The sequence below is a fragment of the Vibrio makurazakiensis genome (genome assembly GCF_050337375.1).
GTDB lineage: Bacteria > Pseudomonadota > Gammaproteobacteria > Enterobacterales > Vibrionaceae > Vibrio > Vibrio makurazakiensis.
Genome location: NZ_JAKJSW010000049.1, coordinates 1 through 25,037, shown reverse-complemented (window position 1 = coordinate 25,037; position 25,037 = coordinate 1). Strand labels below are relative to the sequence as shown.

Annotated in this window: 20 protein-coding genes, 1 tRNA gene and 1 pseudogene; 14 read left to right on the top strand and 8 right to left on the bottom strand. The window is 41.5% G+C overall.

Annotated elements, in window-relative coordinates; all coding sequences use genetic code 11:
• Both L4C33_RS07930 and rnd read left to right on the top strand, forming a co-directional pair.
• Positions 1–1,372: AMP-binding protein (locus L4C33_RS07930; RefSeq protein WP_428811894.1), on the top strand; the 1,372-nt coding region annotated here is incomplete at its 5' end.
• A gap of 94 nt (positions 1,373–1,466) precedes the next feature.
• Complete coding sequence (gene rnd / locus L4C33_RS07925; RefSeq protein ID WP_428811896.1) at positions 1,467–2,585, top strand: ribonuclease D; 1,119 nt, start codon at positions 1,467–1,469, stop codon at positions 2,583–2,585.
• A gap of 92 nt (positions 2,586–2,677) precedes the next feature.
• On the opposite strand, the gene L4C33_RS07920 is transcribed toward rnd, so the two are convergent.
• From L4C33_RS07920 to minC, 4 genes are all read right to left on the bottom strand, one after another.
• Positions 2,678–3,070 (bottom strand): YMGG-like glycine zipper-containing protein, encoded by a 393-nt coding sequence (locus L4C33_RS07920; RefSeq protein ID WP_428811893.1) that lies wholly within the window; start codon positions 3,068–3,070, stop codon positions 2,678–2,680.
• Positions 3,071–3,267: 197 nt separating this feature from the next.
• Positions 3,268–3,531, bottom strand: a complete 264-nt coding sequence (minE, locus tag L4C33_RS07915; RefSeq protein ID WP_428811892.1) for a cell division topological specificity factor MinE — start codon at positions 3,529–3,531, stop codon at positions 3,268–3,270.
• A 6-nt stretch (positions 3,532–3,537) separates the two neighbouring features.
• Entirely contained in the window at positions 3,538–4,350 is an 813-nt protein-coding gene (minD, locus tag L4C33_RS07910) for a septum site-determining protein MinD (RefSeq protein WP_428811891.1), read from the bottom strand.
• Positions 4,351–4,371: 21 nt separating this feature from the next.
• Positions 4,372–5,034 carry a septum site-determining protein MinC gene (gene minC / locus L4C33_RS07905; protein WP_428811890.1) on the bottom strand — a complete coding sequence of 221 codons (663 nt, stop codon included), beginning with the start codon at positions 5,032–5,034 and terminating at the stop codon, positions 4,372–4,374.
• A gap of 219 nt (positions 5,035–5,253) precedes the next feature.
• On the opposite strand from minC, the gene L4C33_RS07900 reads away from it, so the two are divergent.
• From L4C33_RS07900 to L4C33_RS07885, 4 genes and pseudogenes are all read left to right on the top strand, one after another.
• Positions 5,254–5,547, top strand: coding sequence for a YcgL domain-containing protein (locus L4C33_RS07900; protein ID WP_428811889.1), 294 nt, complete (start codon positions 5,254–5,256; stop codon positions 5,545–5,547).
• Between the two features lie 147 nt (positions 5,548–5,694).
• Positions 5,695–6,603 (top strand): annotated as a pseudogene (locus L4C33_RS07895) (lytic murein transglycosylase); the annotation flags it as partial.
• A gap of 80 nt (positions 6,604–6,683) precedes the next feature.
• Entirely contained in the window at positions 6,684–7,604 is a 921-nt protein-coding gene (locus tag L4C33_RS07890) for a LysR family transcriptional regulator (protein ID WP_428811895.1), read from the top strand.
• A 204-nt stretch (positions 7,605–7,808) separates the two neighbouring features.
• Positions 7,809–9,008, top strand: coding sequence for a NupC/NupG family nucleoside CNT transporter (locus L4C33_RS07885; RefSeq protein WP_428811888.1), 1,200 nt, complete (start codon positions 7,809–7,811; stop codon positions 9,006–9,008).
• 130 nt (positions 9,009–9,138) lie between these two features.
• Here L4C33_RS07885 and folD read toward each other — a convergent pair whose 3' ends face one another.
• Positions 9,139–9,999, bottom strand: a complete 861-nt coding sequence (gene folD, locus L4C33_RS07880) for a bifunctional methylenetetrahydrofolate dehydrogenase/methenyltetrahydrofolate cyclohydrolase FolD (protein ID WP_428811887.1) — start codon at positions 9,997–9,999, stop codon at positions 9,139–9,141.
• A gap of 210 nt (positions 10,000–10,209) precedes the next feature.
• On the opposite strand from folD, the gene L4C33_RS07875 reads away from it, so the two are divergent.
• Positions 10,210–10,286: transfer RNA gene (locus tag L4C33_RS07875), tRNA-Arg, on the top strand.
• A gap of 169 nt (positions 10,287–10,455) precedes the next feature.
• On the opposite strand, the gene L4C33_RS07870 is transcribed toward L4C33_RS07875, so the two are convergent.
• A complete protein-coding gene (locus L4C33_RS07870; RefSeq protein WP_428811886.1) occupies positions 10,456–11,409 on the bottom strand; it encodes a hypothetical protein in 954 nt (317 codons plus the stop codon).
• A 325-nt stretch (positions 11,410–11,734) separates the two neighbouring features.
• On the opposite strand from L4C33_RS07870, the gene L4C33_RS07865 reads away from it, so the two are divergent.
• From L4C33_RS07865 to L4C33_RS07855, 3 genes are all read left to right on the top strand, one after another.
• Positions 11,735–12,682 carry a PhnD/SsuA/transferrin family substrate-binding protein gene (locus L4C33_RS07865; protein ID WP_428811885.1) on the top strand — a complete coding sequence of 316 codons (948 nt, stop codon included), beginning with the start codon at positions 11,735–11,737 and terminating at the stop codon, positions 12,680–12,682.
• A gap of 37 nt (positions 12,683–12,719) precedes the next feature.
• Positions 12,720–14,882, top strand: a complete 2,163-nt coding sequence (locus tag L4C33_RS07860) for a putative bifunctional diguanylate cyclase/phosphodiesterase (RefSeq protein ID WP_428811884.1) — start codon at positions 12,720–12,722, stop codon at positions 14,880–14,882.
• A gap of 380 nt (positions 14,883–15,262) precedes the next feature.
• On the top strand, positions 15,263–16,645 hold the full coding sequence (locus L4C33_RS07855) for a hypothetical protein (protein WP_428811883.1): 1,383 nt from the start codon (positions 15,263–15,265) through the stop codon (positions 16,643–16,645).
• 79 nt (positions 16,646–16,724) lie between these two features.
• Here L4C33_RS07855 and L4C33_RS07850 read toward each other — a convergent pair whose 3' ends face one another.
• Complete coding sequence (locus L4C33_RS07850) at positions 16,725–17,855, bottom strand: LapD/MoxY N-terminal periplasmic domain-containing protein (protein WP_428811882.1); 1,131 nt, start codon at positions 17,853–17,855, stop codon at positions 16,725–16,727.
• Complete coding sequence (locus tag L4C33_RS07845; protein WP_428811881.1) at positions 17,855–18,571, bottom strand: transglutaminase-like cysteine peptidase; 717 nt, start codon at positions 18,569–18,571, stop codon at positions 17,855–17,857. The genes L4C33_RS07850 and L4C33_RS07845 overlap by 1 nt, the downstream gene beginning before the upstream one ends.
• A 337-nt stretch (positions 18,572–18,908) precedes the next feature.
• On the opposite strand from L4C33_RS07845, the gene L4C33_RS07840 reads away from it, so the two are divergent.
• The 4 genes from L4C33_RS07840 (at position 18,909) to L4C33_RS07825 (ending at position 25,033) form a co-directional block, all read left to right on the top strand.
• Complete coding sequence (locus L4C33_RS07840; protein WP_428811880.1) at positions 18,909–20,324, top strand: undecaprenyl-phosphate glucose phosphotransferase; 1,416 nt, start codon at positions 18,909–18,911, stop codon at positions 20,322–20,324.
• Between the two features lie 194 nt (positions 20,325–20,518).
• A complete protein-coding gene (locus L4C33_RS07835) occupies positions 20,519–21,097 on the top strand; it encodes a polysaccharide biosynthesis/export family protein (RefSeq protein WP_428811879.1) in 579 nt (192 codons plus the stop codon).
• Between the two features lie 112 nt (positions 21,098–21,209).
• Positions 21,210–23,441: a GumC family protein gene (locus tag L4C33_RS07830; RefSeq protein WP_428811878.1), complete on the top strand. Its 2,232-nt coding sequence runs from the start codon at positions 21,210–21,212 to the stop codon at positions 23,439–23,441.
• A gap of 425 nt (positions 23,442–23,866) precedes the next feature.
• A complete protein-coding gene (locus L4C33_RS07825) occupies positions 23,867–25,033 on the top strand; it encodes a nucleotide sugar dehydrogenase (RefSeq protein ID WP_428811877.1) in 1,167 nt (388 codons plus the stop codon).
• The last annotated feature ends 4 nt before the right edge of the window (positions 25,034–25,037 follow it).

Sequence of the window (25,037 nt, the reverse complement as noted above, 5' to 3'; positions counted from 1 at the left end):
CACTCCACGAGAACTTGAACACCAGCTGAACGACTCCGGTGCGAAAGCGATTGTTATCGTATCCAACTTCGCTAGTACTCTTGAAAAAGTCGTTGATAAAACACCGGTTAAGCACGTTGTTTTAACTAGCCTTGGTCAAATGCTGCCACGTGCTAAAGGTACAATTGTCGATTTCGTTGTGAAATACGTAAAAGGCATGGTGCCAAAGTACAACCTACCAGGTGCTATTTCATTTCGTCAGGCACTCCATAAAGGTCGCCGCCTGCAATATGTGAAGCCATTTATGTCAGGTGAAGACATTGCATTCCTACAATACACAGGTGGTACTACTGGTGTAGCGAAAGGTGCGATTCTGACTCACCGCAATATGATTGCTAATGTTCTACAAGCGAAAGGTGCGTACGGCCCTGTATTGAAAGAAGGCCGTGAACTGGTAGTGACAGCATTACCGCTATATCACGTATTTGCGCTAACAGTGAACTGCTTACTGTTTGTTGAGATTGGTGGACAGAACCTATTGATCACAAACCCTCGTGATATTCCGGGGTTCATCAAAGAGCTACAAAAATACTCCTTCACTGCTATTACAGGTGTAAACACACTGTTTAACGCTTTAGTGAATAATGAAGACTTCCACGAGTTAGATTTCAGTAACCTTGGTCTTTCAGTTGGCGGAGGTATGGCTGTTCAACGTGCAGTTGCAGAGCAATGGAAGAAAACAACCGGTGTGCACCTGCTTGAAGGCTATGGCTTAACAGAATGCTCTCCATTGGTTACGGGTAACCCATACGACTTGAAAGACTACACTGGTGCAATTGGCCTACCAGTGCCTTCAACGGATGTTCGTATTGTTGATGATGAAGGTAAACCTGTTGCGAATGACCAAACTGGTGAACTACAAGTTCGTGGCCCTCAAGTTATGCAAGGTTACTGGCAGCGCCCAGAAGCAACCAAAGAAGTTATTGATCAAGACGGTTGGTTATCAACGGGGGATATCGTTAAATTTGACGATGAAGGGTTGCTGCATATAGTCGATCGTAAGAAAGACATGATCCTTGTATCTGGTTTCAATGTTTACCCGAACGAGATTGAAGATGTCGTCGCACTGCATGGCAAAGTATTGGAAGTCGCAGCGATTGGTCAAGCCAATGACGTGTCTGGTGAGTTGGTTAAAATCTACGTTGTTAAACGAGATCCTAGCTTAACCAAGGAAGAAGTTATTGCGCACTGTCGTGAACACTTAACGGGGTACAAAGTACCTAAGTTGGTTGAATTTAAGGAAGAGTTACCAAAAACCAATGTTGGTAAAATTCTTCGTCGTGTTCTTCGTGAAGAAAATGACGCACAACTCGCACAAGCAAAAAGCGCTTAAGCGGAAGCAGTAGCGTTTAAATGATGTTAGAATGCCGACAATTCATGTCGGCATTTTTGTATCCGACCGCCAATCAAATCAAGCGAGAGTTTGTGTGAACTATCAAATTATTACCCAATTGAATGACCTTGAACGTGTTTGTCTGCAAGCGCGTGAAGCTGATGTAGTGATGCTCGATACTGAGTTTGTCCGTACAAGAACATTTTTTCCTCAATTGGGATTAATCCAGCTATTTGATGGCGAAACTTTGTCGTTGATCGACCCTGTTGCTATGGATGACATGTCACCATTTAAAGGGTTACTCCAAGACACGTCAGTTCTTAAAGTTTTGCACGCATGTGGTGAAGATTTAGAAGTATTCCAAAATGCGTTTGGCTGTACTCCTTTCCCTATGGTGGACACGCAGGTAATGGCTGCATTCTTGGGTCATGGTTTATCAACGGGCTTTGCTGCATTAGTGAAAGAATTTGTTGGTGTCGAGCTTGATAAGAGCGAGTCTCGTACTGATTGGTTGGCGCGCCCACTTTCACAGAAGCAGCTAGATTACGCGGCGGCAGACGTTCATTACTTAATGCCAATGTATAACATGCTACTTGAAAAAGTGCAGGCTGCAGGCTGGTGGGACGCAGCTCAGCAAGAGTCAGAGCTGTTAGTTACTAAGCGAATCAAGAAAGCACAGCCAGAAAAAGCATACTTAGAGATAAAAGGTGCTTGGCAACTGAACCCTAAGCAACTGGCTATCTTGCGCCCGTTAGCAACGTGGCGTTATAAAGAAGCCGTGAAGCGTGATTTAGCGTTGAACTTTGTTTTCAAAGAGCAGGATTTACTTACTGTTGCGCGCTTTTCAATAACCAATGCTCGCCAAATGGAGCAAGAAGATATTGATCCACGAGCTGTACGTCGCCATAGCGCAAAAATCAGTTCTATTGTGAAGCTTGCTGAACACACTCCAGAAGAAGAATACCCAGCGAAAATTGAACGCTTAATGGATTACCCTGGTTATAAGCAGTTATTCAAGGTACTGAAAGATGAAGTGAAAAAAGCATCTACGGCATCTGGTCTTGCTACTGAGTTTTTGGCATCTAAAAAGCAGCTAAACCAAGTGTTAAGTTGGGTTTGGAAGCATGACCGCGATCCAGCAAAACTGCCTGATGTAATGCAAGGTTGGCGTTTGGATGTATTGGGTGAAAAGCTGAGTAAAGCAATCAAATAATACAACTCAACAATGTATAGAGTTATAGAGGGGAAGGTGTTGCTACACTTTCCCTTTCTTTTATCTATGAACTTAATGCCTTAATCTGCTTATTATATTTGAGTTTCCGACAATTGCTGTTCTAACTCTCTAATTCTTAATTCAGCTTCTAGTTCAGCCACTCGCTTTTCCGCATCGCTACGGTGATCTTGAGAGTGCCCGTCAGCGAGTACTTGAGTGTTGTTACTTTGGCGTGAATCATCTAAATCTTTCATTGATCCGGCAACCCCACCAGTCACCCCCCCGATAGCAGCGCCTTGAGCAGCTAACTTAGCGTCACCAGTCAATGCACCCAGAGTTGCGCCTACTAATGCTCCACCGACCGCGCCTCTATTTCTAGCGGCATTTTCATTGTCTGCATCCAGTGCTGGTGAACTACATCCTGTAACAACAAATAGAGCAACAGAAATGATCGACGCTTTGATTTTATTGTTTAGGGATAACATAAGTGGTTTCTCTCTGAGTTATTGGGAACGGAGAAAGAATACAAAATATTAATAAGTACGGATAATAAAGGTTGATTATTGCACTGATAACCACTGGTTATGAGCGAGTATTTATTGACGTAGGTTGGAAAGGTCTGGGATGAAGAGCACGGCTACACATAGAAGTGGAGCCGTGAATAGTGTGGCTTTACGTGAGGTTATTTCTCGTCATCTGGCAGTTTAACATTCAGTTCTAACACTGAAATGTCGTCATCTTTGTGCTCAAACGATAGATCGACCATTGAAGGATCAACTTCTACATATTTAGCGATCACTTTTAGAATGTCTTCTTTAAGCTGAGGTAAATATGACGGTGCAGGGTCATTATGGCTGCGACGTTCTGCAACAATAATTTGCAAACGTTCTTTAGCTAGGTTTGCCGATGATTTTTTCTGCGGTCTAAAAAACTCTAGTAATGACATTGCTGATTAGCCTCCGAATAGTCGTTTGAAAATACCCTTTTTCGCTTCGGTTAAGAAACGGAAATCAATTTGGCCACCAAGAAGACGTTCAACAGTGTCGTCGTAAGCCATACCAGCGTCAGAACCATCATCAAAGATTACTGGAACACCTTTGTTTGATGCATTTAAAACCGCTTGGCTTTCTGGAATAACACCCAGTAGTGAAATGTGCAGAATTTCTTCAACATCTTCAACACTTAGCATTTCGCCTTGAGTTACACGTGCAGGGTTATAGCGAGTAAGAAGCAAGTGCTGCTTAACTGGCTCTAGGCCTTCTTCTGCACGGCGAGACTTAGAGTCTAGAATACCTAGAATACGGTCTGAATCGCGTACTGATGATACTTCAGGGTTCGTCGTAACAATCGCTTCATCAGCAAAGTAAAGTGCCATTAATGCACCCTGCTCAATACCAGCAGGTGAATCACAAATGATGAAATCGAAACCCATTTCGTCAAGTTCATCAAATACACGACGTACGCCATCTTTAGTCAGCGCATCTTTATCGCGAGTTTGTGAAGCTGGAAGAATGAATAGGTTGTCGGTGCGCTTATCTTTGATCATTGCCTGATTCAAAGTTGCTTCACCATTGATTACGTTTACGAAGTCGTAAACAACGCGGCGTTCACAGCCCATAATCAAATCAAGGTTACGTAGGCCGATATCGAAATCGATAACTGCTGTTTTTTTACCTTTTAAAGCCAGTCCTGAGGCGATAGCCGCACTTGAAGTGGTTTTACCAACACCACCTTTACCTGACGTTACAACAATAATGCGTGCCATTATCTTTTCCTTTTTATCTTTCTATATCGCAAGTACATCGAGGTGCAGAACATCATCAGTCATGCTTAGCATGATTTTTTTCTGCCAGTACTCACTTTCAATTTGATCGCTGAGCCAGTAATTTCCCGCAATGGAAACCAGCTCTGCTTGTAAGTCGTTACAAATGATTTTTGCTTCTTTTTGACCGCTTGCGCCTGCAATCGCTCGACCGCGCAAAGTGCCATGAATATGGATGCTGCCGTCGGCAATAACTTCCGCTCCTGCACTTACATGGTTCAATATCACCAAATCGCCATCTTTAGCATAGACTTGTTGCCCAGAACGGATAGGAGTTCGAATGATTTTTGTGGGCGCCATCTTAGCTGGAGCTTGAGAAGGGGACTTACTCGCCGTCATTACTGCGAATCCTGCTTCCTTCGCTAGGTTTTGTGCGCGCTTATCTTGGCAGCCGGTTACGCCAACAGGGATCATTCCAGCTTGTGATATCCCACTTTTCAACTGTGAAAAATCGATATCACCTTCGACTTTGCTGATGTTGATAACAACGGGAGCTGCAGCAAAAAATGAAGGAGCTTGGGTTACCTTTTCTTGAAGAAATGTCATCGCACTTTCTACTTGAGAATCAGCCAAGTGCAATACAGATAGAGTGAAACTACTACCTTTGAGATCTGGATTATTAGACATTGATTACTAAAGGACCTTAATAAGAGCTGGCTACAATTTCTTTCATTTTTACAATAAAGGAGATTGCCCGAAACTAGGCTTATCATGTTATATTCCCAAACCAAGCACAGCAAGCAATCTTGTTGTCAAAAGGGCGTTTTGTTCCCAATATTTCGAAACTTAAACCAATAATTTCAGAACTCTGACTTTTATAGTTCTGTTCAAGAGAAAAGGCTTGTCATGCTGTGTTCTATTTATAAAAGCTCTAAGAAAGAAGGCACTTACCTTTATATCCCTAAAAAAGACGACTTTTCACAAGTTCCTGACACTTTGATGCAGATGTTCGGTAAACCTAGCTTTGTTATGGTAATCAAAATGGACGGCAGAACGCTGGCTCAAGTTGATATTGAAAAAGTGAAAGAATCTCTTAAAAATGATGGTTTTTTCCTGCAAGTGCCGCCTCCTACTGTGAATGAGTTAGATCTGTATAAAGAACGCAAAGCTCAACAGAAAAAGTCGGAAAGCGAAGAATAAACATCTTATAGGTTCAAGGAGGAGCTCTTGAAAAAAGTATGTGCAATTGCGGTTGGTGCGAGTGCTTTATTAATGGCAAGCAATCTATTAGCAAATGAACAATCGGCTAATGAGCCTACTGCTAATAAGCCAGTTGTTAGTAAACCTAGCTTCGATGAATATGTACTGACTCTGAAGCAACAAGGCCGCGAACAAGGTATTTCAGAATCAATACTTGATCAGGCTTTTGAAGATGTAACTTTCAAACCAAGAGCTGTCAAAGCTGATAAAAACCAACCAGAAAAGAAACTGACGCTGGATGAGTATATTCCTCGTGCAGTCCCAAACTGGAAGGTTAAGCAGGCCAAAGAGCTATACAACAAACACTATGATGCGCTGACGCGAATTGGCGAGGAGTATGGTGTTCAGCCTCGCTTTATCGTGGCTTTGTGGGGCGTCGAAAGTAATTTTGGTACGTTCACTGGTAATTACAGTGTTATCGATGCGCTTTCAACAATGGCTTATGAAGGCCGCAGAGAAGCCTTTTTCCGTGAAGAGGCGATGGCTGCACTGAATATTCTTGAGCAAGGTCATATCAAACCACAAGAAATGAAAGGTTCTTGGGCTGGTGCGATGGGGCAACCTCAGTTTATGCCTAGCTCGTTCTTAGCGTACGCTGCGGATGGTAATGGCGACGGTAAAAAAGACATTTGGAATACCAAAGAAGATGTCTTTGCATCAGCGGCTAATTACCTAAGCCAATCAGGCTGGGACGACACTTATACGTGGGGACGTCAGGTTCAAGTTCCGGCTGATATTTCACTTGACTTGCAAGGTCGTACTCCTGATAAGGTTAAATACCTTCAAGAATGGTCAAAGCTTGGAGTGACAGGGTACAGCGGTCAACCTTTACCAAAGCTTAATGAAGATATTCAAGCAGGATTGATCATGCCTGATGATGTCTCAGGGCGTTCGTACTTGGTGTACAACAACTACAATGTACTGATGAAGTGGAATCGTTCCTATTACTTTGCCTTGGCAGTCAGTCACCTCGCTGACAGAATCAAGTTTCAATAATAAAAAGGACTCTTCGGAGTCCTTTTTAGTTCCTGGTTAAATGTATTGGAGTTTATGTGTTAACAGACAGAGCTGCGCAGATGGTGATATTCCATGCGCTCATTAAACATGAAGGGTTTACCGCCGCGGCGAAAAGTTTGGGCGTGTCCGTTTCACACATCAGTAAGCAAGTTGCATTATTGGAAGACTCAATAGGCATTAAGCTTGTTCAGCGTACGACACGTTCGTTAACGTTAACCGAGGCTGGGCAGGTGTTTTATCAGCATTGTGGACAGCTTTTTAACACTGTGAAAACCGCTCAGTTGGAAATGGAAAGCCAGCGTGATGATATTGCAGGCCGCTTGAGAGTAGGCCTTTCTCAATCTTTTGGTACCTTGCATATCATCCCTGCGATTGATGAACTTAGACGTTTGTACCCTAATTTAAGAGTAGAGGTGAGCCTATTTGATTATAAGGTCGATATGCTTGAGGAACGCTTGGATCTTTGGGTAACAAATAATGAAGATTTGCCAGAAGGTTATATTGCCCAACGCCTAGCTGACTGCCAGTTTGTCGTTGCTGCTTCTCCTGATTATTTGATTAAAGAAGGAACACCGCATCAACCGAGTGATCTTTTGAATCACAATTGTTTGATTTACAAAAGCCGTCAGCGTGAATACGCATCCTGGGCGTTTTCCAAAGGAGAAGAAAACTACTGTGTGAAGATCGCAGGTAATTATTCGGTAGATTTGGCTGAGGCTGTACGAGATGCTGCGGTATCTGGTTGGGGAGTGGCCTACCTTGCAACTTACCTTCTTAAAGATGAGTTCCGTACAGGCAAGTTGATTCAAGTTTTGCCTGATTGGACTGCAAGCCAAACGATGCCGTTTTATGCGGTATATCCAAGCCGACAAAACATGCCAAAGAAGCTTTCGACAGTTATCGACTTTTTCAGATCTCATTTGGGGGCACCGTGTTATTGGGATTCTTATTTAAAGYCGTCGGTACAGCTGCACCATTGATTGTTTCGAACTCTATAAATATATTTTCCATATGGAAATAATACTGTTCAATTTGATAATTATCATATTAAAAACAACCAATTAAAACATTGGTTGTTATCTGAGCACTGTTAAGTACAAGCTATTAACAACCTCGACTTGCCGCAAACGATTTCCTGTATAGAATGCCACGCCTTTCGTTACTCAATACAAAGGCTAGCTCAAATGGCATCCTTACTTGGAATTTTCGCAATATTAGTAACTGCTTGGTTACTATCTACGGACAGAAAAAATATACAACTGAGAACGGTCTCTCTCGCTTTCCTACTGCAAATTTCATTTGCGCTGCTTGTGCTTTACGTCCCAATGGGTAAAGAAGTACTGAACGGTGTCACTGGCGCTGTATCTCACTTGATCAATTATGGTCAAGAGGGCATCAATTTTCTCTTTGGTGGGCTGACTAATAGCGGCTTCGTTTTCGCTATTAATGTACTCGGTATTATCATTTTCTTCTCCGCGTTAATTTCCGGTTTGTACCATATTGGGCTAATGCCTAAGGTGATTAATATTATCGGTGGTGGACTGCAAAAGTTCCTAGGAACGGGACGTGCAGAGTCTTTGTCTGCAACTGCAAATATCTTTGTGGGAATGATAGAAGCGCCGTTAGTGGTTAAACCTTACCTTAAGCATATGAGCGACTCGCAACTGTTTGCGGTAATGACGTGTGGTTTGGCATCTGTTGCTGGTGGTACGCTAGTTGGTTATGCGTCGTTAGGTGTTGATCTTAACTTCTTGATAGCCGCTGCGTTTATGTCTGCGCCTGCTGGTCTGTTAATGGCTAAAATCCTAGTGCCAGGTTCAAGTGAAGAGCAAAACGAAAATATTGAAACTGATATTGAGTTGCCAAAAGCGACGAATGTCGTAGAGGCGATGGCCGATGGCGCGATGTCTGGTGTGCGTATCGCGGTCGCGGTGGGTGCGACTCTACTGGCTTTCATCAGTGTTATCGCAATGCTTAATGGCTTGCTTGGTTATATCGGTGGTTGGTTTGGTGTTGCTTTGAGCTTTGAAATGATTTTGGGTTATATGTTTGCACCAGTCGCTTGGTTGCTTGGCATTCCATGGTCTGAAGCGGTTATTGCGGGTTCATTGATTGGTAATAAGATTGTAGTGAACGAGTTTGTTGCGTTTATTCAGCTTATGGAAGTCAAAGATCAGCTAAGCGAACACTCACAAGCCATCGTAACATTTGCGTTGTGCGGCTTTGCTAATATATCGACTATGGCTATTTTGATCGGTGGGTTAGGGAGCATTGTGCCAGAAAGACGCTCATTTATTTCTCAATATGGTTTTAAAGCGATAAGTGCAGGTGTGCTTGCTAACTTGATGAGCGCAGCTATTGCGGGAGTTGTCCTCTCTCTTTAGATTACGAATCAATAGGACAGTAGGCTTTCTCGTTTACACCACAGGAGTGGTATGTGAGCTGGTAATACTTAGAAACTTGAGTAAAAGCCGCGATACCTAATGGTTATCGCGGCTTTTTTAATTGAACGTGTTACTTTTTCGAGTGGAATTGCTCACAAGCAATCATAGTGTTCTCGATAAGGCTTGCTACTGTCATTGGGCCAACACCGCCAGGAACCGGAGTAATGAAGCTCGCGTTTTCTTTTGCAACGTCATACTCAACGTCACCTACTAGCTTGCCAGACTCTAAACGGTTAATACCTACATCGACCACGATAGCGCCTTCTTTGATCCAAGCTCCAGGGATGAAGTTAGGCTTACCTACAGCAACGACTACAACATCAGCTTGACGAACATGACCTTCAAGATCTTTAGTAAAGCGGTGGCATGTTGTCGTTGTGCAGCCCGCCAGTAGTAGCTCTAGAGTCATAGGACGGCCAACGATATTAGAAGCGCCAACAACAACAGCGTGCTTACCACGTAGGTCAATATTGTAACGGTCTAGAAGCGTGATGATACCTTTCGGCGTACATGAACGTAGCTTGGGCATTCGCTGTGCAAGACGACCAACATTGTAAGGGTGAAAACCATCGACGTCTTTCTCTGGCGTGATACGCTCTAGAACGTGTGTGCTGTCGATGCCAGCAGGTAAAGGCAACTGAACCAAGATGCCATCAATTTCAGGGTCTTCGTTAAGTTGGTCGACAAGTGTAAGCAACTCTTCTTCTGTTGCTGTTGCTGGTAAGTCGTAAGACTTAGATACAAAGCCTACTTCTTCACAAGCTCTACGTTTACTACCGACATAAACCTGAGACGCAGGGTCTTCGCCTACTAAAACAACCGCTAGGCCAGGAGCTCGTAGGCCTGCTTCAGTGCGCGCTTTTACACGTGCAGCAACTTCAGAACGAACCGTTTGAGAAATTAGCTTTCCATCAATATTTTGAGCAGTCATGAATTTCCTTAGCATTGATATTCAAGTTAGTGGCTGATGTTTTGGCGCATTATTCCAGAAAACGTTTTTGATTTCCATCAAGCAAACGTTTGCATTGGTCTATTTTTCGTCAATGATAGTGCGTGTGAGTTATTTTTAGTCACTTAGATCATAATGTTATACAAAGCCATTGATTTACAGATTCGAACTCGTATAATCCTTTCCTGTAGCGCGCCCTTAGCTCAGCTGGATAGAGCACGTCCCTTCTAAGGATGTGGTCGAAGGTTCGAATCCTTCAGGGCGTGCCATTATTTAGAAAGCCTGATAACTTAATAAGTTGTCAGGCTTTTGTCGTTTTAGAACACTACCTAATTCAGAATATGATAGGGAGATCGCGCTGTGGACTTCCTATAGTATTGTAATTTATTGGCCTGAGATGCTTCTTCTAGCGCAATAAATACTAATGATCGAAAGCAACTAGATCCAATACTTCCTATTTGGATCTTTCCTCTCTACCCACTCTGGATTCTCTCTAGCGTTCACATATAACTGAAGCCCATTATAAGACATAAAAGCAGCTGGGCCTCCAAGGTGTTCAAATTCGTCAAAGTATTCGTCTTCGAGTGAACAGAGATGGGCTAAATCTTTAACGTGATTAGAGATAGCCCACTGAATAGCGAATACAGGGGCGATAGTGCCAGWAATGTTCACTTCTTCAATGGCGGAATTGAACAATGACTCTGAGCGCTGTTTTTCAATCTGGATTTCTTCTTGGTCAGATTCTTGTTGCAGCACTTCTTCTATTATTTCCGAACGAACTGTATTAGATACATCTTTATTCAGCTTCGCTATCCGCAGCGCATAATCAAATCGAGTCGGTGAAACGATGCCAATTAACTGGGTTAGCAACTCCTTGTCTATTCCTGCAGCTTTAGTTAAATAATCAATACAGGTATGAATGGAAACATGACGAGTACCATTGAACTCAAAACCAGCAGCTTCGTCGTATATCTCTATTGGAATGTTATCAATTGATAATGGCCAGCCTTTGTAATTGACGCGCTGCCTGGCTATTTCATACATTTCCCACGCACTTTTTCCAAAGCCACCCAGTACGGAACCAGAAAATTCACTATCTATGATTTCTTGTTCAGTCCAATTCTCACCGATGCCAAGATGTTTAGCATACTTATCTATGAGAGCTTGTTTTATGTGAGCCCGAAGAGCCAAAATAGATCTCAGGTCTTTGGGGTATTTGAAAGTTGCACACTCTTTACAAGAAGGGACGGTTAGCGGGAAATGTTCCATTTGAGAAATAGGCTTAACTGTCTTGGGAAATGCAATCGTGCTATTTGACGGCTCACCACAAAACCAACAGGTGTGACGCAAGGTGAATGGTATGTCTATGTGTGGATGAGTATTCGTTGTCATACTTGGTCTTTATGTACTTATTTTTGTCACGGTATTCTTCGTAAGCCGATAATAGCAATTTTTCAAAGTGACAAAGATGATTATCTATCGAGGGTATATTTAAACTGCACTGAGCTAGTAGTATCAACACTAGGTGCAGGGTAACTAGAGCGATACCGCAACTCAAGTTCAACGAAACATGTAACTTTAAAAGAAAAATGATCACCAGAGTTTTTGTTATTATGTATGAGTCGCAATAAATACCAAGCTTGATGTTAAACTTCTTTGTCGTACCCGTAAAATAGCTTACCATTCGGAATGCTATACCAATTAATTGGATGGGAATATGCCTCGACTATTAAACCTCATGCTATTTTTCTTACTATTTATCCCTACAATGATTGTTGCTGCTGACACTGGCCTTAATGAAACGCAATCGAAGCCTTTGATTATGGGGATTGTTTCAACTAAGCCGCAAAAAGCCATACGCAGAAGCGAACCATTCATAGAGTATCTAGCCAAAGAAATGGCTCCATTTGGTTATACTCATGGTGAAGTTTTGGTTACCGATGATTTAGAAGAAATGGCGGACCTACTAAGCAGCGGTAAAGTTCATCTCACGACCTCCACTGTATACGCAGCCCTCATGCTAGAGCAGTTAACTGATGTTAATTTCGCAGGACTGCGATGGAAGAAAAACGCTCGTCAGTATCACTCTATGTTTTTTAGTAGTAATCAAAGCGGCATTAAAAACTTGAGTGACTTAAAAGGTAAAACCATTGCATTTGAAAAACATACCTCAAGTAGTGGATTCTTTTTTCCTGCGAACTATTTGATCAGTGAAGGTTATCAGTTGCAAAAAATGCAGTCATTAAATCAACAACCAGACTCAGATAAAGTAGGTTATCTTTTTGCTAGCCAAGCATTAAACAATTCTGATGAACTAAATATGGCTATTTGGACATATCACCAAAAGCTCGATGCCTCCGTATTCAGTAACTTGAATTGGTCTGATCCCAATGATGCCCCAAATGCTGTAAAAGATGGTTTGACTGTTATTGCTCAAACTCCGTCGTATCCTAGAGGCTTGATGCTTGTAAGCTCAAAAGTTAATAGTATTCAACTTGATGTGCTTAAACAGGCTATGTACCAAGCTCACTCTACAGGTGAAGGGAAAAGCAGTTTGGATAGATTCCAAAAAACGACCAAAATTGAAGCTATCGATACAGAGTTTAGCCAGTTCATTGATCAGAGCCGAGATCAACTACCACAAATAATGCAGCTAGCTAACTAATACAATGAATGTCAGGTTCTCCCTAAAAAAACGTTTTATGTATGCCAGTACGAGTATTCTGTTGGCTATCTCGTTGATGTTTTTTCTTGCTTATCGAAATATATATGACGATATAAATACCAAGCTGATTGAGCAATTACACGCCAATACAGAAATAAGCCTAAATCAGCAGCTATCTAGACGAGGTATGTCATTAGGTAACGTGTTGTCTGAAAATTTGTTTGACGCCCTCTATACGTTTAATCTTGAGCTTGCGTTAAAGCTACTCAAGCCTGTGTTAACACTTGAAGAAGTTCGATCTCTCAGCATAACTGACGCTGAAGGCATCATTTTTCATGATGGCAGTGAAGAGTTAACGAACTTTGGTAAACAGCACCCTCAACTTCCCTTGATACAAGAATCAATAGCTGAGCGAGAAGTGCTCAGTAAACAAGTTGATCAACGTGTACAGTTTGTATTTCCTATCCAAGCGGGCAACTCAGTGGAAGGGGCTTTGTTTATGGAGCTGAGTATGGATCAACTCAAAAAAGATTTGGATGCGGAACATGAAGCGATACATGAGATCCGTGAAAAAGAGCGACGTGATTTTTTCGTCTTACAAGCGTTACTAACAGCTATTGGTATGGCAATTGGTGCGAGCTTAATTTGGTATTTAGCGCATACACTCACCAAGCCACTTAACCTGCTGATCAACCATTTTAGATCCGCTAGCAATAATGATTATCAAAATTTCCCCAACGACAGTCGTAATGATGAGATTGGTGAGCTATCGCGCGCTTATAATGAAATGAGCCAAAAAATTAATAAGCGAACAGAAGCCATTAAGTATATGGCCTACCATGATGCACTCACAGGCTTACCTAATCGCACCAAATTTGCCGACTTTATTAACTCCCATTTAGCTAACGAGCATACTCATTCACTACAAGTGTTTTTTATTGATATTGATGGCTTTAAAGCGGTTAACGATACTTATGGTCATGCACAAGGCGATCTGTTTCTAATAAAAATAGCGGAAAGATTAAGTAACTTATTTACCAATTATCATCAATTTAAAGATGAAAAAGGTAATAACTTCCCGCATATAGTATCGAGGGTCGGCGGTGATGAATTTTTGGTTTGCATAGTCAACGCCCCTAAAGAGCACCATCAAGCTATGTCGAATCCCATGTTAGAAAAGTTACAAAAACCAGTACAGCTAACGAATGACTCTGTTAACGCTGGTGGCAGTATTGGTATCGTTCACTACCCTGAATTCAAAGGTGATGCGTTAAGCTTTATTCAATACGCCGACATGGCAATGTATGAAGCTAAAGCAAAAGGTAAGAATACAGCGGTAACATTCAGTGAAGAGATGAGAAAAGAAGTTGCTCACCGAATGGCGATTGAGAAAGAGCTGCAAAGTGCGCTTCATGATACAGAACAATTTGAACTCTGGTATCAGCCTAAAATGGATCTCACTAATAGCCAAATAGTTGGTGCTGAGGCACTCGTCCGCTGGAACCACCCCCAACGGGGCATCATATTCCCCGACGAGTTTATCCCCATCTCTGAAGCATCTAATGCCATCTTAGTTATTGGGGAAGCGTTGATTGAACGTTTATTCCAAGACTTAAGTTGCTGGATTAAATCAGGGCTAGTAGATAATCAATTTACGCTGGCTTTGAACTTATCGGCACGCCAAATATACAGACAAGATCTGTGCGCTATTTTTCAAACGCAGCTTAAAAAGTACCAAATATCACCAAGCCAAATTCAGCTGGAAGTGACAGAGTCTCTATTACTTGATGATGCAGATAAAGCAAATGAGGTGCTGGTTGAACTACAAAAACTAGGTTTTTCAATTTGGCTTGATGACTTTGGTACCGGTTATTCCTCTTTAACTTATTTACAGAACTTTAATTTTGATGGTGTAAAGATCGATAGATCTTTTGTCTATGACATCGACACAAATAATAAGAGCAGGGAACTGGTTAAAGCGACTCTCGCGTTAGCTAAAAGCCTGAATATTGATATTATTGCGGAAGGTATTGAGACTCAAAAACATCTAAAAATTCTTGCGGACTTAGGTTGCAAGACTGGCCAAGGCTATTACTTTAATAAACCGATCACCTCGCAAGAACTGAGCTTAAATTACTTCAATAAACGTACGAGTAGCACACCTCAGTTAGAGAAGCCTGTCAAAGAGGTTCTAGGTTAGCGATAACAGTCACTTAATCATAAACTCAGTTTACCCCTTCAATCCAAGTCAGCGTTTAATGCGAACTGATGATTCAGCTATGCTTCATAACGCCGACTCCCTCAAAATTAGTTCCACCAACGCCCTAGCGACTTTAGCCATAGACCTAACTCTTGTTTATATATAACTAAATAGCCACGCCTTATAACAAATTATTTTAATGTATATGATGTACGCATTATTGACAGGGCAAAGAGTCAGTGGTTAAATACACGCCATCAACTGCTTGAGCACATGTACCGTAATGGATGACCTGTACTGCTCAAGATAAAGAACAGTAACTCTAGACATCGACAAGAATGCAAAGAGTACAAAATCCATTACATAAGGTACGTCTATTCATGAAAAAAACATTTCTAATTTCAGCTTTAGCATCTCTAGTAATCGCTAATACAGCAATGGCTTCAAAACGTGAAGACGTTGCGCAGTTCCGTTTGGATAATTACTCTCAGGATGAGCTAGCAATGGAAGTGCATGGCATGCCTTATGGCGATTTCTTACAAGGAATCGTAGTCCGTGAACAGTTTGGCCAAGTTGAGGGTGCTCAAATTATTTATACGGGTGGTGAAATGAGCATTACTCAAGTATGTGATAGCATCCAAGTAGGTAACTGGTGTGTGAACCTTCCAGCTTCTGCTGCTGGTGTTGAAGTTATCCAGACTCCAACTGGTTATTTACTTACTATTAGCGGTAATAATGATAACTCTAGAGCTGTCATTATTGTTCCTACCGACCCAAGTTTGCCAATCGAAACTCTACCAGGCCAGCCTGGAACTCCAACTCAACCGCAGCCGGTTGATGTAATTATTGACCCAATTGATGTTGTCATTGACCCGGTAGACCCAGGTTTTGGTACAGACCCAATTGAAGTTATTGTTGAACCAATTGAACCTGAATTTGGTATTGTCCCTATCGCTGATTGGATGCCGACTCCCGAAGCTCTGGCAGCATTGAACAAGTGGTTAGATGATAACGACGACAAAAATAAACAAACAACGTGGGATATCGTTTGGAATGGCGAGAAGCTAGTGTGGCAAAATCCTGAAACGGGCGAAGAAAAAGCACTTCGTGATTCGAATCGTATTCAAGAAGCCGTAAAAAACACAATGGAGACACGTGAAGCTCGTCGTGATGTCCGCCAAGATCAGCGTCAACAGGATCGCATCAATGACCGTATTCAACCGACGCCAAAAGAAGATCTTGGGGAGTTCGATCCTAAACGTGGTTTAGACCCTCGTGATAAAAAGGGCTAYGAGCAACTGTCTGAATTAGGCTGGAATCAGGACCGAATTCAAGAAATGCATGACATTTTCGAAAAAGAAGGTGATTACGAAGATAAAAGTGCGGCTGAGCGAAATTTGGCAATGCAATCTTTAATGCAAGACATCCAACAAGAAGTCGCGGCTATGCCTCGTAAACAACAAATTCAAGCATTTGTTGCGCTAAACAATATTACTGCTAGCCAAGGATACGATTCGGTATTAGATCAATTAGTAAATAGCTGGGGACTGGGTAACAGTGAGCAACAAGCGAAATTCAATCAGTTTAATGATTTGACGGCCACTGAGAAAAAGCAAAAAGTTAAAAATGCAATTGTTGCACGTGTGAAAGACAGAGAGCGCTCTAACAACCGTTCTAAGTCGGATTACTCAAAAGCAAAAAATGAAGCTAAAAAGCGCGGTTATGACGGCTCACGTGTTCGTGAACATTTAGCAAACAAATAAGCTAAGTAAGTTACATCGCTAAATAGAAAAAGCTCAAGGTATCAATTGCCTTGAGCTTTTTTATTGCATTAGAGAAATATTAAAGGATTGTTGCCTTTAACTGGTTATCCATGTCGGTTAACAGTGTTTTTACGCTGGAGTATTGGCTAATACTGACAGAGGAGCGTTTAACACCGCCGTCGAATTTAAGTGATAAAAGCTCATACGCTCGTTGTGAATTTTCAAAGAACCCCCCATCTTCTCCATCAGTATCAAGTAATACTAACTCAGAGTCTGAAAGCTTTGCGACGACCAGGCCTGCCAATTCATTTTGAGACAGTAAGGAGACAGCTTTTTTTATTCGGTTGTTAAGTTCTTCAAACTGTAAATCGTCTTTGAGTTCCTTTAGTTTTGGAGACTGAAAAACAGCCATAGAACCATTTGTTTTTTCTTTAATGCCTCTTGCTAGCGACTCAATAATATAAACTCGGTTTGGTACTCCAGCTTTATCATCCAAGTAAGCCGATTGGCACAATTTAGCGGTTGAACTTTCAAGGTCGCCAATAAACGAGTCGAGTTGACGAGACATGCTATTAAAAGCGCTAATTAGCGTCGCAACTTCCTTCGTTTTTGGTGGAGTTAACGGCGTATAAGTATGGTTGGTTTGAAAGTCGGCTACGTGCTGAGTTAAAGCATTTAGCGGTTGTAACGTTCGCTTTAAAACTAGATGAAAAATGACTAATGCCAGAATGTTGAAGAAACCACCCAGTAAAACGAAAGCCAGAGTTGTATTCCATAACCGAATATATGAAAACATTGAGCTACCTTGAATAGTCAATGTTCCTTCTGCAGTCCAACCAGACGAAACTGAAACTGACCGTACAACCGGTTGAAGCGTGAAATAGTTCCGAAACCATGAAGGGACTGGAATATTACTTTCTTCATACTCGTGATGGATTGTCGGCCTATCATCTTTAAATGTCAGAGTGACACTCTGATAGTGGCCACTATCGAAAAAGGACGTCAATACCAGGTTGATATGGCTAACAGACTTGTTAGCTACCGCTGGTTTCAATGCAAAACCGATTGCGTGAGCAGTGTTGTTGAGCTCGACGTATTGCTGTTCGGTAAGGTGGCGCTGAGTAGCTTTAAAAGCAACACTAATCGTAAGAACTGAAAGAGAAGTAAGAATAACGGTTAGAATGATAAATAACTGCCTGTGAAGAGTCATTACTGTGCCTTATCAAGATTAATGATGGGGGTCGCCATGTCTAACTTTTGAGTAGATTCCATTACTCGGACCCAGGGTTTTATGGTGGTTGCTTTACCAATTAATTGGCCTTGACCAATTTGTTTAGTTAACCAAAGCTCTTCAGCATTGAAGGCATAAATAGGTTCTAAATCTGTGCGCTGAGATGCGGGTAACAATTGCTTGTTAATATTATCGAGGATAATTGGTTCATGGTTGGGGCTAGCCTGATAGGCTAAAACCATATGTGCTTGCTGCACCGTAACGACATTTACGTAAGTCATTTGTAGTTTGTTCGGATCTACACCCATGAAAACTAAGGTATAAAACTTAGCTAGAGTAAAATCTTCGCAGTCACCCCCTCCGGCACCTATAAACTCCGCAATACTGGCCCAGTAATCGTCTTTACCCCACAGTTTTATGTCATCAATAAACACGAGCTGATTGAAAAAATTATTCACATGTTTCATTTGGGTTTGAAGATCTTCATCCCTATATTCTTTTACTAATTCTAACCACTCGAAAGCTCGGCTTTGTGCACTATTACCGTATAGCAGTTTGATTTTTGAAACAATAGCAGGAATATCAGCTTGACCAAAACTGAGAGGTGACGCTAATGGCCTTTCGGGAGAGAGTAGCAAGGTAAATACAGCAATAGCACTACAGCTAGCTTTTATTACTTGCTTAATAATTCGCATTGGTTGACTTTCCTTGTCAAGACCACACATATAGAATGTTGTTCTGTTGGTTGTAAAGTTAGACTATTTGTCTGATAGCCGTCAATGGTTAACTGATAATATTCTCAAAATAGAGTGATATCGTACCAAAATGATCTAGATCAATTTCTTTTTATAAATTAACAGCAGGTAGAAAATAAAGCATAGAATTTTGTTTACTTGAATGCAGGCTTACACTAGAATCTCGCCACCAATGCGTTCGAGGTACGCATTGTGTTTGGGAGTCTAAGGATGGACATYATCATTTATTTGAACGCTCAAGGATTTATGATTTGAGCGACGGCATACTTAGGTAGAAATGAATACTTATAATAACATTCGATTTGGCGAACAAGAATCCAACACGTTGTTTCGTGTTGTTGATAGCGTCTTGATCTTTAGCGTTTTATATCTCGTTTCACTTTGCTATTTAGGTGAGTTTTCAAAAACTTACTATTTCACTGGCGCATTTTCAGCATTACTGTTTGTGTTCTTTGCTGAAAATAATGGCCTTTATCGTAGGTTTGAGTCGAGCTCCTCAAGTAACCACCTTTCACCTATCGCTTCGTCTTGGATAAAAGCGATTCTGTGTATTTTACTTATGGCGTTTTTTACTCACTGGAGTCAAATCCATTCAAGAGTCGTTATTGCAGTATGGATGGTGCTTACTCCCATCGCACTAGTGGGCAGCCGATACTTAGCAAATGCGCTGCAAACTCTTCACTTCAAGAAGCACGCATACAAACAGAAAGCGATAATTATTGGTATGACGGGCACTGGCGTAAAACTCGCGTCAGATATTACCCACAACGCCACGCACTCACTTAAACTGGTTGGCTTTTTCGATGATCGTAGCGAACCACGCAACATTGACCCAGAGTCATTTGCGAACTGCGGGGCAGAGTACCGAGGTTCAATCCGAGATGGTTTAAAGCTTGCTAAGTGCCGTTCCGTTCGTCACGTATATATTGCTATTCCAACTTGGAATGCCGAACGTGTTCAATCGATTGTTCGCCAGTTTTCAGACACCACTGCGCATGTTTATCTAGTACCTGATGTCAACACGTTTGAACTTATGCAAGCACGTTGGAGAAACATTGGCGGAAGCCCAACAATAAGTATTCAAGATACTCCATTTTATGGTTTCTCAAGTGTTGTTAAACGCATGCAAGATATTGTATTAGCTTCTGCTATTTTGGCTTTGATTTCACCCGTGCTCGCAGTTGTTGCATTGGGCGTTAAGGTGTCGAGCCGCGGCCCTATTATCTTTAAACAAATGCGTTATGGCCTAGACGGCAAAGAAATTAAAGTCTGGAAGTTTCGTTCTATGTCAGTGATGGATAACGGTACCGTTGTAAAACAAGCCACCAAGAATGATGTTCGTGTCACTAAGTTTGGCCGTTTCATTCGCAGCACATCTTTAGACGAACTCCCTCAGTTTATTAACGTATTACAAGGCAAGATGTCGATTGTTGGGCCTAGGCCTCATGCGGTCGCGCACAATGAAGAATATCGTCAGATTGTCGACAAATATATGTTACGCCACAAAGTAAAACCGGGCATTACCGGGCTAGCCCAAATCAGTGGTTACCGAGGTGAAACCGATACCTTAGAGAAAATGGAAAAACGCGTTGAATACGATTTGAAGTACATTCAGCACTGGAGCCTACTTCTCGATTTAAAAATTGTATTCCTTACAGTCTTTAAAGGTTTTATTAGTAAAACGGCTTATTAGCCTAGGTTTAGTCGCCGTCACTGCACGTAGTTAAAGAACCGTTCATTAATAAGCCGTTTATTAACGAGCAAGACGTGATGGAACAAACTTTACCTTAGGTTGAAAAGTCCCCAAAACCGCTGTGCCCTTAAACCGGGAAGCAAGTACTGAAAGCAGTCTCATCCCAACTGCTCAAAAGAGAACCAGAGTTAACTATGTTTAAAAAATACATTCTTTCAATATTCACGCTTATTGGTGTGAGTATTGGCGTACAAGCTGATGAAGGCACCCATTACACTTTAGCGCCAGGAGATGCGATCAGCATTTCTGTCTATGGTGAAGAAGATTTAAGTATCGAAGAGCTACGTATTGATACACGACAAATGGTCGAGTACCCATACCTAGACAAAATTTCCACAAAAGGAAAAACACTCAACCAGCTTCAGGAAGAAATCACGACTGGGTTAAAAGGACGAGTGCTTATCAACCCTAAAGTCAGTGTGAATATTTTTTCATACCGTAACTTTTACATTAATGGTGTGGTGAACAAACCGGGTGGTTACGAATATGAACCGGGCCTAACGGTAGAAAAAGCCGTTTCTTTAGCTGGTGGTTTCATTGCGAAATACCGTAAGAGCAAAGGTATCTACATTACCCGTTCAAATGAAACAAAAAACCTAAGCGAAGAAGAGCTGGCAGATTACTTAGATGACCAAGAAGAATCGCGCATCTCAGACAAAGTAGGCCCGGGCGACACGGTTTACATTGTGAGCTCTCTGTTTGGCGGAAAGTAATGTTTGGTGGCAAATAAGCAACCGTATTTTATAACTGGATAGTTTAAATATTAAAAAGTTTAAATGTTCAGACGAAACCCAATTTTGACACCTCTATAGCCGAGTAATTCAAATGCAATTGTTAGCAAAAGACCAAAATTTCAATAATGATGAGGTCATTGATTTAGGTAAATACCTAATACTATTGAAAAAGAGCTGGATGAAAATCGCAATGTTCGCGATTTTGGTCACAGCGTTAACTACGTTAGTTGTGTTTTCTATCACACCTAAATACGAAGCAACATCAACACTTCTTATTGAAGCTCAGGCGCAAAAAGCGGTTTCAATTGAAGAAGTGGTGGGTATCGACTCGACCCAGAAAGAGTACTACTTAACTCAGTTTGAGATATTAAAATCTCAACAAGTTGCAGAGCGTGTTATCGAGCAACTTAAACTTGAAGAGCGTGAAGAGTTTAACAGCACATTAAGCACTGAAAAATCAGTTGTGCAGATGCTAAAAGAACTGCCTTTGTTTAAAGCGTACAGCAAAGAACAACCAAAGACAGAAGCGCAAATTAAAGAAGCAATTCGTCAGGAAGCATTGAGTATCTTTGCTGATAAGTTGACTATTTCTCCAATTCGTAAAACACAGTTGGTAAAAATTAGCTTTGTCTCTGAAGATGCAGTATTAGCGGCAGATGTTGCAAACGCGATGGGCAACGCCTACATCGAAATGAATGTAGAAGCGCGCCTGGCAGCAACCAAAGATGCATCTTTATGGATCAGCAATCGTCTTGAAGAACTTAAAACACAGCTCGCGGTGTCAGAAAAATCATTAACCGATTACCTAACTCGTGAACAACTGATTGATGACAGCGGCATTGATGCATTAGCAAGTAATGAAATAAGCGGTATTTCAGAGCGCTTAGCAGAAGTGACGGATCGCCGCATTGAAGTCGAATCGGCTTATCAGGCACTGCGTAGTGGTAAAAACCTAGATATTGCAGTTGTTGCATCTATTCCTGTTATTTCGACTCACCCTCAAGTGGTTGAAATTCGCTCTATTCAAGTGCAAGCAGAAAAGAACGTAAAAGAACTGTCTTTACGCTACGGTCCGGTTCATACCAAAATGCAACAAGCAATGGCAGAACTAGACTCGGTTAAAACCCAAGGTCGTGAGCTAGTACAACAGCTAATTAAAGGCATGGGTAAAGAACTGGSAACATTGCGCGGTCAAGAAAAACTGTTAAACAAAGAGTTAACGGCAAAGAAGTCAGGCTTTCAAGCTCTAACCGTGAAAAAACGCGAATACGAAACACTAAAGCGTGACGTACAAACTAACCGCCAGGTATTGAACCTGTTCTTGACGCGCCAAAAAGAAACGACAGCGACGAGTGACTTTGAAGCTGCCAATGCACGCTTTACTGATTTTGCTCGTATTCCTCAAGCGCCTGCTGCGCCGAAGAAAAAGCTAATTGTTGCACTAGCTATGGTGGTATCGGTTGGTTTTGCTGTAGTTATGGTGTTCTTACTAGATGCACTGCGTAATACCATTACATCAGTTAAAGACTTTGAAGAGCGTTTTGGCCTAGTACCACTAGGCGGCATTCCACAAGTTTTGGAAAAGCGTTTCAAGAAGAAAGATCTTGATAACACGGTATTTGACGACAAAACAAATCTACAGTTTGCAGAATCAATCCGTTCTATTCGTACGGCACTATCTTTAAGCCATATGGGTACAGACAGAAAACGCATTGCCGTGACCTCTGCACTGCCAAATGAAGGTAAGTCGACCACCGCACTTAACCTGGCGATGGCGTATGCAAAAATGGAAAACACACTGTTGATTGATGCTGACTTACGTAAGCCATCTATTGCTGAACGTTTTGGTTTTAAAAAGTATCAACAAGGTTTAACTAACCACCTATTAATGGGTGCAGATTTAAACCAATGCTTGTTTACTGACGACAAAACAGGCTTAACCATTTTACCTGCAGGTATGTTAACGCCAAACCCTCAAGAACTATTAAGTTCAGAGAAGTTTGCCAACTTACTTGATGAACTTGAACAACGTTTCGATCGCATTGTGATTGATACACCACCAACATTGCCTATCAGCGACACTATGATCATTAGTAAACTAGTGGGCGGAGTTGTGATTGTTGTAAAAGCTAACGGCACACGCCTGGCAAGCATGAAAAACACCTTGTCACGCTACATCAGCCAGAACATTAATATCGACGGTATTATCGTAAACCAGGTGACTCAAAAAGCCCTTAAAACCGATTCTACTTATGGTGGTTACGGTAAATACGGCACATATGGCACCTACGGTGAAAACCCGGCTAACCAAGTAAATTCATAGTTCAAACCTAATTCAGGCTTGATGTAAATCAAGCCTGATCTACTTCAAATTAAATAGCCTTAAATTGTATACTTCGTACCCTTTACTATGGTTTGGATTGAGTGTATATTCCTCTCGAAATTAACGCGTACCATGTACCCATAGTTGTTTTTAGCTAAAAACACAGAGCTTTAGGCATTGGACAAAAAGCTTTGAACTTAAATGGCATAGCTGGGTACCAGATAAAAGTACAAGTAATGAGTTATTAGTTTTGCGTTGAGCCTTACGTTGAAAGAGCCAGCCTAAAACTAAACGCTTAAAACTGAAAACACAGTAATAAAAAACATTTGATAGCGGTCTAGGAGCTGGAAACCTAGTGGCGGTAGCGTGCCTAAATTCAACTGAAAATATTAGATAAGCGGAAAATAACTTTTCAAGAGAAAAATATGAAAATTGCAATTGCAGGTACAGGTTACGTTGGTCTTTCTAACGCGATGCTTTTAGCGCAACACAACGAAGTTGTAGCACTAGATRTAGTTGAAGAAAAAGTTCAAATGCTAAATGATAAAATTTCGCCAATCTCAGATAGAGAAATTGAAGAATTTTTAACAACAAAAGATTTGAACTTCACAGCGACAACAAATAAAGAGTTGGCTTACAAAACTGCGGATTTTGTCGTGATTGCGACGCCAACTGATTATGACCCTGAAACCAATTACTTCAATACAAGTTCTGTAGAAGCGGTTATCAATGATGTCATGGTAATCAACCCATCAGCGACAATGGTGATCAAATCAACCGTACCTGTAGGTTACACGGAGCGCATGAAACACGAACTGGACACAGAAAACCTAATGTTTTCCCCGGAGTTTTTGCGTGAAGGTAAAGCCCTATACGATAACCTGTACCCATCAAGAATTATTGTAGGTGAACAAAGCGAGCGAGCAGAAGTATTTGCGCAGCTGCTGTCAAAAGGTGCGATTAAGCAAAATATAAACATTCTTTACACAGAATCGACAGAAGCGGAAGCTGTAAAACTATTCTCAAATACCTATCTAGCAATGCGTGTAGCGTATTTCAACGAGTTGGACTCTTACGCAGAAGCTCACGGCCTGGACACCAAGCAAATTATTGAAGGGGTAGGTTTAGACCCTCGTATTGGTAATCACTACAACAACCCAAGTTTTGGTTACGGTGGATACTGCTTACCAAAAGATACTAAGCAGCTTCTAGCAAATTACCAAGATGTACCAAATAACATGATCAGCGCCATTGTAGAAGCGAACAGAACGCGTAAAGATTTTATTGCTGATTCAATTCTGAAGCGTAATCCAAAAGTCGTAGGTATTTACCGACTAATTATGAAGTCAGGATCGGATAATTTTAGAGCGTCAAGTATTCAAGGGATTATGAAACGTCTGAAAGCGAAAGGGATTGATGTGGTGGTCTATGAGCCTGTTTGTGAGGAAGGCGAATTCTTCCACTCAAGGATAATCAAAGACCTAAATGAGTTCAAAGAAGTAGCAGATGTGATTGTGAGCAACCGAATGGTTGAAGAACTTTATGATGTACAAATAAAAGTATATTCCAGAGATATATTTGGTAATGATTAAAAAT